This window comes from Paraburkholderia sejongensis (genome assembly GCF_020880815.1).
Lineage (GTDB): Bacteria > Pseudomonadota > Gammaproteobacteria > Burkholderiales > Burkholderiaceae > Paraburkholderia > Paraburkholderia sejongensis.
Genome location: NZ_JAJITD010000011.1, coordinates 123407 through 139468 on the forward strand (window position 1 = coordinate 123407; position 16062 = coordinate 139468).

Annotated in this window: 15 protein-coding genes and 1 pseudogene; 7 read left to right on the forward strand and 9 right to left on the reverse strand. The window is 65.1% G+C overall.

Translation table 11 applies throughout. From position 1 onward, the window contains the following. Positions 1 to 17 precede the first annotated feature (17 nt). A complete protein-coding gene (locus LJ656_RS22010; protein ID WP_230511500.1) occupies positions 18 to 905 on the reverse strand; it encodes a LysR family transcriptional regulator in 888 nt (295 codons plus the stop codon). A gap of 135 nt (positions 906 to 1040) precedes the next feature. On the opposite strand from LJ656_RS22010, the gene LJ656_RS22015 reads away from it, so the two are divergent. Together LJ656_RS22015 and LJ656_RS22020 are read left to right on the forward strand one after the other, a co-directional pair. Then, on the forward strand, positions 1041 to 1766 hold the full coding sequence (locus LJ656_RS22015; RefSeq protein ID WP_230511501.1) for a pirin family protein: 726 nt from the start codon (positions 1041 to 1043) through the stop codon (positions 1764 to 1766). 95 nt (positions 1767 to 1861) lie between these two features. Continuing rightward, on the forward strand, positions 1862 to 2275 hold the full coding sequence (locus LJ656_RS22020) for a DoxX family protein (protein WP_230511502.1): 414 nt from the start codon (positions 1862 to 1864) through the stop codon (positions 2273 to 2275). Positions 2276 to 2356: 81 nt separating this feature from the next. Here the strand turns inward: LJ656_RS22020 and LJ656_RS22025 are convergent. Continuing rightward, positions 2357 to 2470 (reverse strand): annotated as a pseudogene (locus tag LJ656_RS22025) (IS3 family transposase); the annotation flags it as partial. 172 nt (positions 2471 to 2642) lie between these two features. Here LJ656_RS22025 and LJ656_RS22030 point away from each other — a divergent pair. Together LJ656_RS22030 and LJ656_RS22035 are read left to right on the forward strand one after the other, a co-directional pair. Beyond that, positions 2643 to 3161 carry a DUF2778 domain-containing protein gene (locus LJ656_RS22030; protein WP_230511503.1) on the forward strand — a complete coding sequence of 173 codons (519 nt, stop codon included), beginning with the start codon at positions 2643 to 2645 and terminating at the stop codon, positions 3159 to 3161. Beyond that, a complete protein-coding gene (locus tag LJ656_RS22035) occupies positions 3142 to 3411 on the forward strand; it encodes a hypothetical protein (RefSeq protein ID WP_230511505.1) in 270 nt (89 codons plus the stop codon). The genes LJ656_RS22030 and LJ656_RS22035 overlap by 20 nt, the downstream gene beginning before the upstream one ends. Before the next feature lie 202 nt (positions 3412 to 3613). Here the strand turns inward: LJ656_RS22035 and ahpF are convergent, their stop codons facing one another. The 3 genes from ahpF to prpR form a co-directional block, all read right to left on the reverse strand. Next, the gene (ahpF, locus tag LJ656_RS22040; protein WP_230511507.1) at positions 3614 to 5200 is read right to left on the reverse strand and encodes an alkyl hydroperoxide reductase subunit F; all 1587 of its coding nucleotides are present in this window, start codon (positions 5198 to 5200) and stop codon (positions 3614 to 3616) included. A gap of 170 nt (positions 5201 to 5370) precedes the next feature. Next, positions 5371 to 5934: an alkyl hydroperoxide reductase subunit C gene (ahpC, locus tag LJ656_RS22045; RefSeq protein WP_230511508.1), complete on the reverse strand. Its 564-nt coding sequence runs from the start codon at positions 5932 to 5934 to the stop codon at positions 5371 to 5373. 147 nt (positions 5935 to 6081) lie between these two features. After that, positions 6082 to 8289 carry a propionate catabolism operon regulatory protein PrpR gene (gene prpR / locus LJ656_RS22050; protein ID WP_230511509.1) on the reverse strand — a complete coding sequence of 736 codons (2208 nt, stop codon included), beginning with the start codon at positions 8287 to 8289 and terminating at the stop codon, positions 6082 to 6084. A gap of 251 nt (positions 8290 to 8540) precedes the next feature. On the opposite strand from prpR, the gene LJ656_RS22055 reads away from it, so the two are divergent. From LJ656_RS22055 to LJ656_RS22065, 3 genes are all read left to right on the forward strand, one after another. Further along, positions 8541 to 9425 (forward strand): isocitrate lyase/PEP mutase family protein, encoded by an 885-nt coding sequence (locus LJ656_RS22055; RefSeq protein ID WP_230511511.1) that lies wholly within the window; start codon positions 8541 to 8543, stop codon positions 9423 to 9425. A 296-nt stretch (positions 9426 to 9721) separates the two neighbouring features. Beyond that, positions 9722 to 11161 carry an MFS transporter gene (locus tag LJ656_RS22060; RefSeq protein ID WP_230511513.1) on the forward strand — a complete coding sequence of 480 codons (1440 nt, stop codon included), beginning with the start codon at positions 9722 to 9724 and terminating at the stop codon, positions 11159 to 11161. Between the two features lie 55 nt (positions 11162 to 11216). After that, on the forward strand, positions 11217 to 11648 hold the full coding sequence (locus LJ656_RS22065) for a GNAT family N-acetyltransferase (RefSeq protein WP_230511514.1): 432 nt from the start codon (positions 11217 to 11219) through the stop codon (positions 11646 to 11648). A 14-nt stretch (positions 11649 to 11662) separates the two neighbouring features. Here the strand turns inward: LJ656_RS22065 and LJ656_RS22070 are convergent, their stop codons facing one another. The 4 genes from LJ656_RS22070 to LJ656_RS22085 form a co-directional block, all read right to left on the reverse strand. Next, positions 11663 to 12154: a nuclear transport factor 2 family protein gene (locus LJ656_RS22070; RefSeq protein WP_230511515.1), complete on the reverse strand. Its 492-nt coding sequence runs from the start codon at positions 12152 to 12154 to the stop codon at positions 11663 to 11665. 138 nt (positions 12155 to 12292) lie between these two features. Beyond that, entirely contained in the window at positions 12293 to 13732 is a 1440-nt protein-coding gene (locus LJ656_RS22075) for a nicotinate phosphoribosyltransferase (protein ID WP_230511724.1), read from the reverse strand. Between the two features lie 65 nt (positions 13733 to 13797). Next, positions 13798 to 14586 (reverse strand): methyltransferase family protein, encoded by a 789-nt coding sequence (locus LJ656_RS22080; RefSeq protein ID WP_425605987.1) that lies wholly within the window; start codon positions 14584 to 14586, stop codon positions 13798 to 13800. Between the two features lie 230 nt (positions 14587 to 14816). Beyond that, on the reverse strand, positions 14817 to 16031 hold the full coding sequence (locus tag LJ656_RS22085) for a CpaE/TadZ family protein (protein WP_230511517.1): 1215 nt from the start codon (positions 16029 to 16031) through the stop codon (positions 14817 to 14819). Positions 16032 to 16062: the final 31 nt, after the last annotated feature.

Consider the following 16062-nt stretch of genomic DNA (forward strand, 5'->3'; position numbering starts at 1 on the left):
GGTCGGTTGCTTCGAGCTCACCTTGCCAGCGTTTTCAAATGCTTGCGCAAAAACTCGACGAACGCCCGGATCGTCACCGAACTCTGCCGGTGCTGCGGATACACCGCGTACACGCCGGTCGCCGCCGGCAGGAACGCCTCGAGCACCGGCACCAGCTTGCCGCTTGCCAATGCATCGGCGACGATAAAATCAGGAAGCCGAACGATCCCGAGACCGGCGACGGCCGAGTCGCGAATCAGATCGCCGTTATTGGCGCGCAGCGGCCCACGCACCTCGACGCTCTTTAGCGCGCCGTCGCTTCTGAACTCCCAGCTCACCGCGCCGCCGTGCCCGTATAGCAGACAGTCGTGATTCGCCAGTTCGGCGGGCAGCTTCGGCGTGCCGCGCCGACGCAGATAGGCGGGACTGGCGCACGTAATCATCCTCACGTCGACCAGCTTCTGCGCGATCAGCGACGAATCCTGCAACGTGCCGATCCGGATCGCCATGTCGAAGCCCTCCCCGACCACGTCGACGGTGCGGTCGCTCAGCTCCATATCGCAGCGCACATCCCGATGCTCGCGCAGAAACGACGCGACCAGCGGCGACAGATGCATCATCCCGAACGACATCGGCGCGCTCACGCGCAGCAGCCCGCGCGGCCCTGCGCGCCGCAGCGACATCGCCTGCTCCGCGTCCTCGACCTCGCCGAGGATGCGCTTCGCGCGCTCATAGAACTCCTGCCCCAGATCGGTCACCGCCAGCTTGCGGGTATTGCGGATCAGCAACTGCACGCCGAGCGCTTCTTCCAGCGCCATCACGCGCCGGCTGACGAACTGTTTCGACAACGCCAGGCGCTTCGCCGCAGCCGTGAAGTTATGGGCGTCGACGGTCGCGACGAAGATTCTCATGTCATCGAGCTGCATCGTATTGTCCACTCCGACGAGACAGTGTTTCTGAGATAGTCATGATTATACACATCTGAATTGACCTACACTGCTGCTCATGCATCGCGGCCAACTACCTGGCCGGATCGCACGACAAACTCAAGGAGAAAAAAGATGCTCGAAATCAGACAAGCCAACCAACGTGGCCGCGCGGAACACGGCTGGCTCAGCTCGCGTCACACGTTCTCGTTCGCGCACTATCACGATTCGAAGCAAAACGGCTTCTCCGACCTGCTGGTGATCAACGACGACCGCGTCGCACCGGGGCAAGGCTTCGGCAAGCATCCGCACCGCGACATGGAGATTTTTTCGTACGTGCTCGAAGGCGCGCTGGAACACAAGGACACGATGGGCACCGGTTCGGTGATCGTACCGGGCGACATCCAGTTGATGAGCGCGGGCACGGGCGTCGCGCACAGCGAGTACAACCACTCGAAGAGCGAGCCGGTGCACTTCCTGCAGATCTGGATCGCGCCGGCGCAGCAAGGCACCTCGCCGCGCTATCAACAGCAGCATTTCGGCGCGGCCGACAAGCGCGGCGTGCTGCGCCTCGTGATGTCGCCGGACGGCGCGGACGGTTCGCTGCAATTGCAGCAGGATGCGCGGGTGTATGCGGGTCTGTTCGACGGCGACGAAACCGCTACGCTCGAACTCGCCAACGACCGCTATGCGTATGTGCACGTGGCGCGCGGCAGTGTCACGGTGAACGGTGTCGAGTTCCACGAAGGCGACGGCGCGCGAGTGCGCGGCGAACAGGCGCTGACCTTCTCGCGAGGTCAGGATGCGGAAGTGCTGGTGTTCGATCTGCGCAATATCGAAACGTCAGCGTTGTGGGGTTAAGCGCTTCGCTTGCGCGATTAATCGACTAATCTGAATCTAGCTCGCCGGATGACCGTTACCGGCGAGCTTTTCTTCCTACCCCTTCGGGAAAAATCATGCGTTACACACTGTTCGAAAACCAGAGAGACGTGGTTCTTCTGGTCGCCCGTATTCTGTTGATGGTGCTGTTCGTGATGTTCGGCTGGTCGAAGCTGACCGGCTTCGCGGGCACGGTCGCCTATATGGCATCGACCGGCGCGCCGGCGCCGGCATTGTCGGCGGTTATCGCGGTGGTGATGGAACTCGTCGTCGGCGTTGCGTTGCTGGTGGGATTTTTCACGCGGCCTCTCGCGCTGCTGCTCGCGCTGTACACGCTCGGCACCGCGATCATCGGCCATCACTACTGGAACATGACCGGCGCGATGCAATACGACAACATGATCCATTTCTACAAGAACATCGCGATCATCGGCGGCTTGCTGCTGTTGTGCGTGAGCGGGCCCGGCAAGTATTCGCTCGACCGGCGTTGATAGTGCACATTGCGCTGCGCTAATGCGACAGGGGCCGCTGTGATGAACTGCCCCGCAAAGCTGGACGGCGAAGTGCCAGGCTGCCAGAAGCTGAGTCCTGTATTGCACGGGACTCAGTTCATTGAGTTTGAACTTGATGTGCTCGTGGTTGTAGTAGTGAATGTAACGCCGCAGTCCGGGCTGCAACTGTTCGATAGGATTGCGCCGCAAAACGGGCAATAGCAAAGAGCGACGCGCAGGTTTCCAGCAGTATTTTGTCAAGGACTATTAAAGGCTTGATCCGCCTCAAACTTCAGCTCGATTCCAGTTGCATGGGCCACGTGACATCGGTAAAACTTGTCCGCAAGCACAATGAGCGGAGGCCGCAATGGCAGTTACCGGCAAATTTCTGGTGAATAACAAAGACCTCTCTCCCTTGACGATTGATGGTGTAGGAACATTCAACGCGTTTTCGGGCGATAACATATATCGCAATCGGGGTGGCTGTACGACGATAGCCAACAAAGGACCAATTCCCGCAGGAAAGTACTGGATCGTCGCGCGTCCTGCTGGCGGTCCGGGCTCCAGGATTCAGGCGTGGCTTAAGGACGAATGGAACTCGTTCAAGGGAAACCCATCCGATCACAGCGAATGGTTTGCACTGTATCGGGACGACGGGATGATTGACGACGTGACGTGGGTCAATGGCGTCAAGCGCGGGCAGTTTCGCCTGCATCCGGCTGGTGGTGAGGGACGGTCTTTCGGGTGCATTACCCTTCCTAGCCGCTTCGATTTCGTAAGAATCCGCTCTGCGCTCCTACACACCAGCGCCATCGTCGCTGGCAGTTCAGGTCTTAACGCCTACGGAACAATCGAGGTCATTACGCATGGCAATACTTGCCCGTAGGCTGTTCAAGGTAGCCCTGTTTATCGGGCTTCTTCTTCTGTCGATTCGTTTTATACCGCTGACCAATGAATGGTCTTTAGCCGAGACCCGTGCATGGTTTCGTGCTTCAGACTTGCTCGGTGTCGATGACCCCGACGACTTATATTTCGCGGTGTGGCTAACGATCGAAGTGATCGTGGCGGTCGTTGCCTATGTCACGATTGTCAAGTTGTGGCAGCGCTATAGAGCAAAGGCGAGCGCGAGGTTATAGCGCGCAATCCCGGCAGGCAGCGACTATGCCGAAGTGCATATGAAAAAGCCCGCTCGGATGAACTGCCCCCGCAAAGTTGGACAGCGAAGTGCCAGGCTGCCAGAGCTTTGAACCGCTTGGGTTTCCTGGACAGATAGCACACAAACAGAAACGGCGACCCAAGGGCCGCCGTTTTCACTGCTCACAACATCGCACTACCGGATCAAACCGTTGCTTCGGCTTCCGCCTCGGCCTCATCGTCCGCGCTGGTGCGGATCAGATGATCGAATGCAGACAGCGATGCTTTCGCGCCTTCGCCGACCGCGATCACGATCTGCTTGAACGGCACCGTGGTCACGTCGCCTCCCGCAAACACGCCCGGCACCGACGTCGCGCCGCGTGCATCGACGACGATCTCGCCGTGCTTCGACAACTCGACCGTGCCCTTCAGCCATTCGGTGTTCGGCACCAGACCGATCTGCACGAACACGCCTTCGAGCTCGACCGTCTTCACTTCGCCGGACGCGAGGTCCTTGTAGACCAAACCGTTGACCTTCTTGCCGTCGCCGGTGATTTCGGTGGTCTGCGCCTGGGTGACGACCTTCACGTTCGGCAGGCTGCGCAGCTTGCGTTGCAGTACTTCGTCGGCACGCAGCGTTGCGCCGAATTCGAGCAGCGTCACTTCGCGCACCAGACCCGCGAGGTCGATCGCCGCCTCGACGCCGGAGTTGCCGCCGCCGATCACCGCGACGCGCTTGCCCTTGAACAGCGGACCGTCACAGTGCGGGCAATAGGCGACGCCGTGGTTGCGATACTCGCGCTCGCCCGGCACGTTGATTTCGCGCCAGCGCGCGCCGGTCGCGAGCACGATCGTCTTCGCCTTCAGCACCGCGCCGTTGGCGAGACGCACTTCGTGAATGCGGCCCGGGATCAGCGCTTCCGCGCGCTGCACGTCCATGATGTCGACGTCATACGCCTTCACGTGCTGTTCGAGCGCGGCGGCGAACTTCGGTCCTTCGGTTTCCGTCACCGACACGAAGTTCTCGATCGCCAGCGTGTCCAGCACCTGGCCGCCGAAGCGCTCGGCCACCACGCCGGTTGCAATGCCCTTGCGCGCCGAGTAGATCGCCGCGGCCGCGCCCGCCGGGCCGCCGCCGACGATCAGCGTGTCGAACACCGGCTTGTTTGCGAGTTCTTTCGCGGCACGCGCGCCGGCGTTGGTGTCGAGCTTCGCGAGAATTTCCTTCACGCTGCTGCGGCCCTGGCCGAACATCTCGCCGTTCAGGAACATCATCGGTACCGCCATGATCTGGCGCGCGTCGACTTCATTCTGGAACAGCGCGCCGTCGATCGCGACGTGACGGATGCGCGGATTGATCAACGCCATCACGTTCAGCGCCTGCACGACTTCCGGGCAGTTCTGGCACGACAGCGAGAAATACGTTTCGAATTGATAGTCGCCGTCGAGCGAGCGGATCTGTTCGATCACCGCGTCGTCGAGCTTGACCGGATGGCCGCCGACCTGCAGCAATGCCAGCACCAGCGACGTGAATTCATGGCCCATCGGAATGCCGGCGAAACGGATCCCGCTCGCCTTGCCCGCCTCGCCGATCGAGAACGACGGCTTGCGCTCGTCGTCGCCGCGACGCTCGATCACCGTGACGCGCTCCGACAACGTCGCGATATCGTTCAGCAAGGCCAGCAGCTCCTGCGACTTCGCGCTGTCGTCGACCGACGCGACGAGTTCGATAGGCCTGCTAACTTTTTCGAGGTACGTTTTCAGTTGAGTCTTGAGATTGGCGTCAAGCATGGCGTTACGATTCCGTGACGAGGGGTGGGTGTCCCGGCACCGCAGCGTCCGGATAGAACGCGTGGGTCCCGGGGACGCGCGACGCGCCGTATCAGGCGAGCCGCGCGAGTGATGCACCGGGCAGGTCCCGGCTTGATGCAGACTACCGATGCAGCGTGTGCTGCGAGACCTTAGATCTTGCCGATCAGGTCGAGCGACGGGGTCAGCGTTTCTGCGCCCGGCGTCCACTTGGCGGGGCACACTTCACCCGGATGCGCCGCGATGTATTGCGCAGCCTGAACCTTGCGCAGCAGTTCGCCAGCGTCACGGCCGATGCCGTTGTCGTGGATTTCGCACAGCTTGATTTCGCCTTCCGGGTTGATCACGAACGTGCCGCGCAGTGCCAGACCTTCTTCTTCGATCAGCACGTCGAAGTTGCGCGAGATGGCGAGCGTCGGGTCGGCCAGCATCGGGTACTTGATCTTCTGGATCGTGTCCGACGTGTCGTGCCATGCCTTGTGCGTGAAGTGCGTATCGGTCGACACGCTGTAGATTTCCACGCCCAGCTTCTTGAATTCTTCGTAACGATCGGCCAGGTCGCCCAGCTCGGTCGGACACACGAACGTGAAGTCAGCCGGGTAGAACACGAAAACCGACCACTTGCCCTTCAGGCTTTCTTCCGTGACGGTCACGAATTCGCCGTTGAGATAGGCCTGCGCCTTGAACGGTTTGACTTGACTGTTGATGATCGGCATTTGCTGATTCCTCTGTTGAGTGGTTGGGAAGTAGAGCCAGTATGTCAGACTACACTTAATAGGTAAAGCGGATTGTGTCAATGAGATTGATAGTCTGTCGCTATTTATCTTGCCGGTACAGACTATCGGATTTCATATGAGGGCGTTTCAGCCCTTTAGAAGTCGCCACAGCGTCGTTCGGCCGATACCGAGCGCACGGCTCGCGGCGGCGCGATTGCCGCCTGAGCGTTCGAGGGCTTGAAGCGCGTCCGCGCGGGTGGGCGTGCTGCGCTGCGGCGAGCTGCCCGCGGCGACTTCAGGCGGCGTGCCGGCAGGTCCGGCGAGTGCTGCCGCTGCCGGGCCGAGCCGTCCGAACTCCGGAAACACCGCCAGCCAGTCTGGCAAGGCGGTGGCAGGCGAGTTCCCCGCGACATCATCGCTGGATTCGATGGCCAGATCGTGACCGCCGTCGCCGACGTAAATCGCCGCGCGCCCGAGCAGATTTTCCAGTTCGCGGACGTTGCCGGGCCATGCGTACTGCGCGAATAGCGGTTCGAGAAACGCGAGCACCCGTTCGAACGACGCCGCCGGCAAACCGTACTGCAGCGCGCTGCGCGCCAGCAGATGGCGCGCCAGCGGCGCGATGTCGGCGCGGCGTTCGCGCAGCGGCGGCAATTTTATCTGAAGCAGGTTCAATCGAAAATACAGGTCCGCGCGGAACGCTCCCTGCTCGACGAGCGCCAGCAAGTCGCGGTGCGTCGCGGCGATCACCCGCACGTCGATCGGCGTCGCGCGGCCCGCGCCGAGCTTCATCACCTCGCGCTCCTGCAGAACGCGCAGCAGCCGGCTTTGCAGCGCGGCCGGCATTTCGCCGATTTCGTCGAGAAAAATCGTGCCGGTGTGGGCGATCTCGAACAGCCCCGGTTTGCCGCCGCGGCGCGCGCCGGTGAACGCGCCCTCCTCGTGGCCGAACAGCTCGCTTTCGATCAGCCCCTCGGGCAGCGCCGCGCAGTTGAACGCGACGAACGGGTTGCCGCGCCGCCGGCTCGCATTGTGAATCCCTTGCGCGACCAGTTCCTTGCCGGTGCCGCTTTCGCCGGTGAGCAGCACGGTCGCGTCGTGCGCAGCGCCCGCTTGGGCGAGCCGGCGCACCCGCGCGAGCGCCGGTGACGCGCCGATCAGGTCGTCGAGCCGATGACGCGCGACCAGGTGCCTGGGTCGCTGGCTGGTGCGCAGCGAGCGCTCGATCCGCTGCGCGACCAACGCGTCCTGCGCGGTCACGACGAAACCGGCGCGCACGCCCTGCTCGACGATCGGCACACAGTTCACGCTCAGCGCGCGACCGCCGATCTGCTCGATGCGTTCGATGCGTTCGATCCGCTCGATCACCCCGTCGCCCGGTGCGGTCGCAGCGAGAGCCTCGCGCAGCAGCGGCGCGAATGCGCGTGCGACCCGAGCGTGAGCGTGGTTGGCACCGCGCGCCAGATCGGATACGAGGCCTTCGCCGCGGGCCGCATCCGGTGCGAAGCCCCTGCCGCCGGTTGCACCCGGAGCGAGGCCATCGTTCGCCATATTGGATGCAAGGCCAGCGGCGCGGGCCTCATCCGATACGAGTCCATCGCCGCGAGTCGCATCGGGTACCACGCCCAGCAGGTCGAGCATCGCGGGGTTGACGGCTTCGAGCTGGCCCGCGTGATCGAACGCAGCGACGCCGTCGCGCAGATGCGCGACGATCGTATTCAGCCGCCGCCGCCTCGCTTCCTGCTGGCGGCTCACCCGCGCGAGTTCGACCGAGCGCTCGAACGCCTCCTCGACCGCCCCGAGCGAGTACAGGAACACGCTGTCGATACCGGCCTGCTGCGCCAGATCGCAGGCCATCCCGGGCCCGATGATCACACCGCAGCCGCCCGCGGCGAGCTGCTCGACCGCGAGCCGCACGTCGTCGGGCGAGCGATACGCGCGCTGGACCAGCCCGACGTTCAGCCACGGACCGAGCTCGTCGAGTTCGTGCGCGATCGTTTCGTGCAGCACGAGACCGATCCGCGCGCCCGGCCAACCGGTGCTCGCGCGGGTGATCGCGTTCAGCACGTCGAAGCCGTTCACCTTGACCATCACGACCGGCACGCTCAGATGGTCGCGCAGATACGCGCCGTTCGAGCCGGCGGCCAGCACGACGTCGACGGAACCCGCATCCACGTAGGCCTGCAACGCGGCGACGGCCGCCGCGTAGCCCTCGCGGACCGAAAAAAATCTCGCCTGACCGGCATAGCGCGGCGCGACGGTCTCGCAAAGCGACTGCAAGCGGCTGATACTAACGAGCGCGACGCCCGGCAGACCGGCGTTCGGCGGGGCGACGAAAGGCGTGAGGGTGGACACCGGGGCCTCCTGGCCAAGGATGGATTCAATCAAGCATCGATCGGAAACCGTTCCACGAAACACCCTGTGAAACGTTTCATGAAACACTGCGCCGATTGTCCCACGAACGTCACGCCCCCGCGCTCGCCTCGCAAGTCCTTGCCCGGCATGGCTGAGCGCCGCGCCGCCAACGAAGCGGCTACCAATGGCACGCGTCCTGCAAAATACCAGCCGCGTTTCACCCCCCGATTTCTGTTCTGGAGACCCGCATCATGACCACCACTTCCGCCACCCGCCGCGCCGCGTTCCGCGCCAAGGTAAATCAGCGTCAGGGCCTGCTCGTGCCCGGCGCGTTCAACGCGATGAGCGCGCGCGTGATCGAGGACGCCGGCTTCGAGGCGGTCTACATCACCGGCGCGGGCGTCACCAATATGTCGCTCGGTCTGCCCGACCTCGGCTTCATCGGTCTGGCCGAAGTCGCCGAACACACCGCGCGGATTCGCGACGCGGTCGCGCTGCCGCTGATCGCCGACGCCGACACCGGCTTCGGCAACGCGCTGAACGTGCGCCAGACCGTGCGCGTGCTCGAACGCAGCGGCGCCGACGTGATCCAGTTCGAAGACCAGGTGATGCCGAAGAAATGCGGCCACTTCTCCGGCAAGGAAGTCGTCGCGACCAGCGAGATGGTCGGCAAGATCCGCGCGGCCGTCGACGCGCGGGAAGACGCGAACCTGCAGATCATGGCGCGCACCGACGCGGCCGCGGTCCACGGGATCGAAGCGGCGATCGAGCGCGGCCATCGCTTCATCGAGGCGGGCGCCGACATCCTGTTTATCGAGGCGACCGAATCGCTGGCCGACATCGAACGGCTGCCGGCGCTGTTCGACAAGCCGCAGCTGATCAATATCGTGATCGGCGGCAAGACCCCGGTGCAATCGCGCGACGCGCTCGCCAAGCTCGGCTACGGCATCGTGCTGTACGCGAACGCGGCGCTGCAAGGCGCGGTGCTCGGGATGCAGCGCGCGCTCGGCTCGCTGCAGCAGAACGGCCGGCTCGACGAGGACGCGACCATCGTCGCGCCGTTCAGCGAGCGTCAACGGCTCGTCAACAAGCCGCTGTACGACCGCCTCGACAAGGAATACGCGGCGAAGGACTGAGCGGCGGGCGGCGAGTAACCCTCAGCGCAGGTCGGCTACCGCTCAACGGCCGCTGCACCGCGGGCCCGCCGCGGACTTCGCAACGAAGAACCGTGCGGTGTGTCGCCATTTATTGCGTTACGATTCGGGGCCGGCCCGCGCGCCCGCGAGCCGGCCCCAACGCAATCGAAAGGTAGTCGCCAGCCCATGAAGTCGATCTTCCCGCGCGCGTCGCGCCGGCACGTCAATGCCGATGCCGCGCCTCTCCCGCTCCACTGCCCTCGCCTCGCCACGCGCCCGTCGGCGCGGTCCATGCGATGAGCGCCGGCTCCACGCGCAACGCGCACGTCGGCTGGCTGCCGTACATCGTCGCGGCCACCTTCTTCATGGAGTACCTCGACACCACGGTGATCGCCACCGCGCTGCCGCAGATGGCCCAGTCGTTCGGCGTCGGCCCGAACAGCCTGAGTCTGGGCATGACCGCTTACATGCTGGCGCTCGCGATCTTCATCCCGGCCAGCGGCTGGGTCGCCGACCGCTGCGGCGCGCGCACCGTGTTCGTCAGCGCGATCGGCGTGTTCACGGTCGCGTCGATCCTGTGCGGGCTGTCGCAGAACGTGACCGAATTCACCGCCGCGCGGCTGCTGCAAGGGATCGGCGGCGCGATGATGGTGCCGGTCGGCCGTCTGATCGTGGTGCGCAGCACCGAGAAAGCCCGCATGATGCAGGCGATCTCGACGATCACCTGGCCGGCCATCGCGGCACCGGTGGTCGGCCCGCCGATCGGCGGTTTCATCACCACCTACGCGTCCTGGCGCTGGATCTTCCTGCTCAACGTGCCGTTCGGCCTCGCGGCGATCGCGGTCGCGCTCGCGATCGTGCCGAACCTGCGGGGCACCGAGCGCAAGCCGCTCGACCTCGTCGGCCTGCTGCTGAGCGGCGTCGCGCTGACCGCGATCCTGTACGGCGCCGAACTCGCGAGCCAGCCGGCCACCAACCCGTGGATAGCGGGCGCGGTCGTGCTCGGCGGTTTGATCGTCGGTGCGATCGCGTTCCTGCATGCGAAGCATCATCCGTATCCGCTGATCGATGTATCGACGCTGAAGGTGCCGACCTTCTCGGTGACCGTGATCACCGGCTCGTTTACGCGCATCGGGATCGGCGCGGTGCCGTATCTGATGCCGCTGCTGTTCCAGGTGGGCTTCGGGCTGTCGGCGTTCCGCTCGGGGCTGCTGCTGCTCGCCAGCGCGCTCGGCAATCTCGGCATGAAGGCGCTGACCACGCGGATTTTGCAGCGCTACGGCTTCCGGATGGTGTCGATCGTCGACGTCACGGTGGCCGGCGTGTTCATCGTCGCGTGCGGGCTGCTGACGCCGAACGTGCCGCTCGCGCTGATCCTGTTCGTGGTGTTCGTGTACGGCGTCGCGCGGTCGATGCAGTTCTCGACGCTCGCCACCCTCGCGTACGCCGACATCCCGCCGCAGCAGATGAGCGGCGCCAGCACGCTGTGGAGCGCGGCCGCGCAGATGACGATCGGCCTGGGCATCGCATTCGGCGCGGTATCGCTGCGCATCGCCGCGGCCTTCAACGGCGAAACCAGCGGCCATGTGTTCACGCTCGCCGACTTCCGCCTCGCGTTCCTGTTCGCGGGCGTGCTGACGCTGCTGTCGGTGCTCGGCTATATGGGGCTCGCGCGCAACGCGGGACAGAGCATCGGCGGCGGCTCGCGCGGCGGCGAAACCACCGCGAAAAGCTGAACGGGTCCGGCGCGCGGCACGCGCGCGTGATCCGGCCGACTTCAGGAGACTCACGATGCCAGCAAGCGAACTGACGATTTCCACCGACCCCGGCGCGCTCGATCTCGAGATGGTCTATACGTTTCTGTCACAGGAAACGGCGTGGGCGAAAGCGATGCCGCGCGAGACCTTCGAGCGGGCGGTCGCCGGTTCGCTGTGTTTCGGCGGCTTTGCCGACGGCGAACAGATCGCGTTCGCCCGCGTAATCACCGATCGGGCGACCTTCGCGTATCTGTGCGACGTGTTCGTGTTGCCCGCGCAGCGCGGCCGGGGTCACGCGTCCGCGTTGCTCGGACAGGTGTTCGCCCACCCGGCACTGCGCGGTCTGCGCAGAATCGTGCTGGTCACCACCGACGCTCACCATGTCTATGCGCCGCACGGCTTCACGTCGCTCGCGAATCCGGAGCGCTATATGGAGCTGCATCGGCCGGACGTTTATCGCCCGTAAGCGCGCTCGCGCGGTTAATCGCGATGCAACTGCCCGCGATACATCAGCAAACCGCGGCGCGCCTGCTGCCTGAGCAAACGCCGCACGAACGGCGACCAGCCGAACAACGCGCCGCGCACGCCCATCGCCTGCCGCATCCACAGCCACAGATCGAAGTGATCGCGATGCTCGACGATCAGCCCGTCGCGGAATCTGAACTTCGCATCGATCCGGTTCACCACGTCGCGGCCGGTCTGGCTGAAGCAGTAACGCGCTACCCAGTGGGCGCGGCCGGTGCGCTCGTCGGCTTCGATGCCGTCGAAAGTCAGCGAAAAATCCTGCGCATGCTTGACCAGCATGCGCCACATGTCGCGCGCTTCTTCCCCGACCAGTTCGCCGAAGGCGGGATCGCTGAAGACGACGTCGTCGGCATAGCAGCGGACCATGGTTTCGGCATCGCGCCGCTGGAACGCGTCGTAGAAACGGGCGATCAGTTGGGCGTTCGGGTGGGTATGGGTATCGCTCATTGAAGTATTCGTATGTGGCGGGAGCGCGGTCTCCGGCGCTCCGTAAAAAGGGGTCCGCGCGACCATGCGGCGCGCATCGCGCACACGATAGCGGAAAACCGCGTCGCCGGGGGCGTGCAAAACCCGACAGGACGTGAATCAGGCCTCCGCGGCATGCGCGCGAGCGCGGACCTCGGCCAGCGACGTATCGACCAGCAACCGTCCCGAATCGAACACCGTCACCAACGCTTCGTCCCACTCGCCCGCGACTGTGTGTTCGTCCCATACGACTGGCAGCGTCACGGTCCGGTACTCGCCGCTGCGGCGATGGCGCAGCAACGTGAGGCGGCCTTTCATCGAGCGTTTGCCGTGATCGGTGAGCGGATCTTTCGACACGTCGTGCCACGCGTCGCCGAGCCGGATCGCCGAGCACTTCATCGCGAAGCGCTGGGTATCGCGGTTGATCTGCTGCAACAGCGCGCCGCCCATCCCGAACACGATGTTGTCGGCCGCAAAGCTGGCTTCGTCCATCGCGGCGAGAATCGCGACGATCGTCTCGGCGTTTACGCCGTCGCCCTGGATCACCCGCACGTTGTTCAGCACGCGGCGCCCTTTGCTATTGGTTAGCGAACCGAACGATCGATCGAGCGCGTGCAGCGTCTGCAGGACGATCGTGCGCGGGTCGCCGGAATCCGGGCGAATCACCAGCGTGGCGCCGCAGTCGAGCACCGCCTGTTTCAGCTCGCCGCCCCACGCGTCGAGCGCGGCGAACAGATCGTAGGAGTCCGACACGACCGACACGATCGCGCCCGGTTTGCCGAAGCGCTCGATCATGTTGCGGTACGCATCGACCTCGCGCTCGCGACCCCATGCGGTGATCGTGCTGTGCTCGGCGGCCGGCACCGAAAACGCGGCCATGCTGTCGTGGTAGTAATGATTCGCGGCCAGCACGCCGAGCACGGTATCCGAACCCATGAAGCTGACGAGGTGCGCGGCGCCGCCGATCGCCGCCGACTCCGCGCTCGACACCCCGCGTGCGCCGAAATCGTGCAGCTTGAACGGCAGCTGCGTGAGGTCATCGCTGCTTTTGAGCAGATACGCGCGGATCACCTCGCGCAGATGCCAGCTTTGCGTCGCGACGGTGATCGGGTACCAGACTCGCAGCAGCATCGTCTCCACATACGACGCGAGCCAGAACACCCCCGGATCGTCGCATTCGACGGTGACCAGCACGTTGTGGGTCGGCACCACCGAGCCCTCGGGGACCGCGCGAATCCGCACCGGCAGATAACCGCCGTATTGCTCGAGCACATGGCGCCAGCCCGCTTCGTTGAACGGTTCGCCGTGCGCGCCGAAGAACGCGCGCGCCTGCTCGATCATCGCCGCGGTGATGGGCCGGCACAGATATTCCTTCAGCAGCATCTGCAGTCCGAAGAACAGCGTGCGCTCGTAACGGCCGCCGCGCGATTCGATGTACGAGAACATCGCCGACGCGTCGGGCGGGTACTGCAGATAGTGCGAGGCCTTGTAGGAATCCGTGTTCAGAATCGGATTGGCCAGGATCGACGCAAGGTCGCTGAAACCCTGCGCTGGTGCGATGGACGGTGCTGCGCTCACGTGATGGTCTCGCTGAAATGAACTGGCGGCGCCGTGCTGGCGCCGCGTCAAAATACCCCCGGAATGACCCGGAACTTCACCTTACTCCGGTACGCGCGATAGCGCTCGTCGTGGGACAGCAGCTTTTCCTCACGGACAATTCGGCCGACCTGCAACGCAAACTGGCAGCCATAGACGATCACATTCTGGATGCCGAAGTTCACGAGTAGAAAGCCGAGATCGAGCAGGAAGTAGCCTAGGTACATCGGATGGCGCACGAAACGATACGCGCCGCCCGACACCACGCCGCGATTGGCCGGCAGGATCCCGAACGATCTGCGCAGCGACGCCTTCGCGAACAGCTCCCAGAAAATGCCGGACAGCTGCAACGCGGCGCCCGCGGTTTCGGGAATCAGTTGAATGCCGGGCGCCAGCCGCACCGCGAGGAAATAGAACGTGCCGCCGATCGCGCAGACGAACGCGAACGGCGTCCAGTCGCGCCGCAGCGGCACGCGCGCGAACAGCGACAGTCCCACCGTGACGAACGCGCCGACCACCAGCAGCACCAGCGTGATGCGCGTCGGATCGGCCAGCCAGCGCTTGATCGCCGCGTACGCGAACAGACTGAGCAGCGTCGCCGCGGCCACGCGCGCGAGAATTTCGACCGCCGCTTCGCGCAGGTCGAGCGTTTCGGGCGTGCGTGCGGTGGGCGCGGCGCACTGCGGCCGCGGGGTGGAGTCTGAGGTGGCGTGGACGGTGCGATCGGTGCGATCGGCGCTGTCGGGCGTGGCAGCCGGGTTCGCTCCGGCTGCGCGCCCCGCGCTTTCCGGCACTCCCGGTGTATCGATTCCGCTCATTGAATACTCGCTTCGACCTGCGAATTATTTTTCTACCCGGCGTCGCCGCGCGTGCCCGTTGGCGGGCTTTGATGGCGGACCACGCCGGTCTCTCGGTGGTCGGAGCGTAGCAGCCGCGCCGGGCGCTGTCCACAGCGGCGGGCGCGGCAATGGCCGATTCCTGGCGGCAGCGGCCGCAGCGGCAACGGAGCGCCAACGGCGGCTTCGCCGCCGGCGTGACGCCGCCGCCGTCACACGCCCGGCTTGAACCTCGGCGGCAGGTTCGGCCACGTTTCGAGCAGCCGGCCCAGCACGCTCTTGCGGCGCTCGGCGCCGGCCGGCCACAGCATCTTCGCGAGCAGGCCGATGCCCTGCGCGAGCGCGCTGTCGCGCGCCGACGTGACGACCGGCACGCCGCGGCTCAGCGCGTCGTTCACCTTTAGGTCGTCGCGCGGCAACTGATGCGCGACCTTCGCGCCGAGCGTGCGTTCGAGCGTCGGCAGATTGATCCGCGCATTCTTGTCGTACTGGTTGACGACGACCCGCACCTTGCCGGCCGGATGGCCGAGTTCGCGGAAGATGTCTAGCATGCGGCGCGCGCCGTGCAGATACAGCGGGTTCTGCCGCACGACCATGCAGATCGTGTCGCTGTGGTCGAGCGCACGGATCGTCAACGGATTGACGCTCTGGCCGATGTCGATCAGCACCGCGTCGTAGCGCTCGCGCACCAGCGTCAGCAGGCGCTCCAGCTGCGCGGGCAACAGCTCGGCGGCCTTCAGCGGATCGCCGGCGCCGGCCAGCAAGTCGAGATTGGCGCGCACGTGCATCGCGCACGCGTCGAACAGCGCGACGTCGAGCTGCCCGTTGCGCGAACACAGGTCGGCGAGCGTCGTCGGCGGCGGGCGGTTGGCCATCAGCAGACTCGCGTCGGCGAACTGCTGGCTCAGGTCGATCAGCAGCACGCGCCGCTCGCGCTGCGCGGCGAGCGCGCACGCGAGATTGACCGCGATCGTCGTCGTGCCGCTGCCGCCCTTGCTCGACGCGAGCGCGACCAGCCGGCCGCGGCGCCGCTCGGGCCCGGCCTCGACGGCGCGGCGTTGCGCGTCGGTTTCGAGCAGCGCGGCGGCGATCGCGCGCGCATCGAGCGGCCAGCCCAGCACGTGCCGCACGCCGACCCGCAGCGCCGCGCCGAGCAGCGCGGTGGACGGCGCCGTCGTGATCAGCATGCAATGGAGAGCGGGCGCGCAGGCCAGGGTCTCCTCGATGCCGGCGAGGCCGCGCGCATTCAGATCGGCGTCATCGACGATCAGCAGGTCGGCGCCGCGGATCACCCGCGCATGGGTCCGCAGTTGCCGGACCGAGCCGTACGCGGTGCGCAGCCGGTAACGCACGCCGCTGTCTTCGAGACGCTGGACGATGCATTGCGCGTTATCGATGCTGGCGGCAATCAGGAAGATGTCGATCATGGCGAGTCCACGGCACGCTGAAGTCGTGATG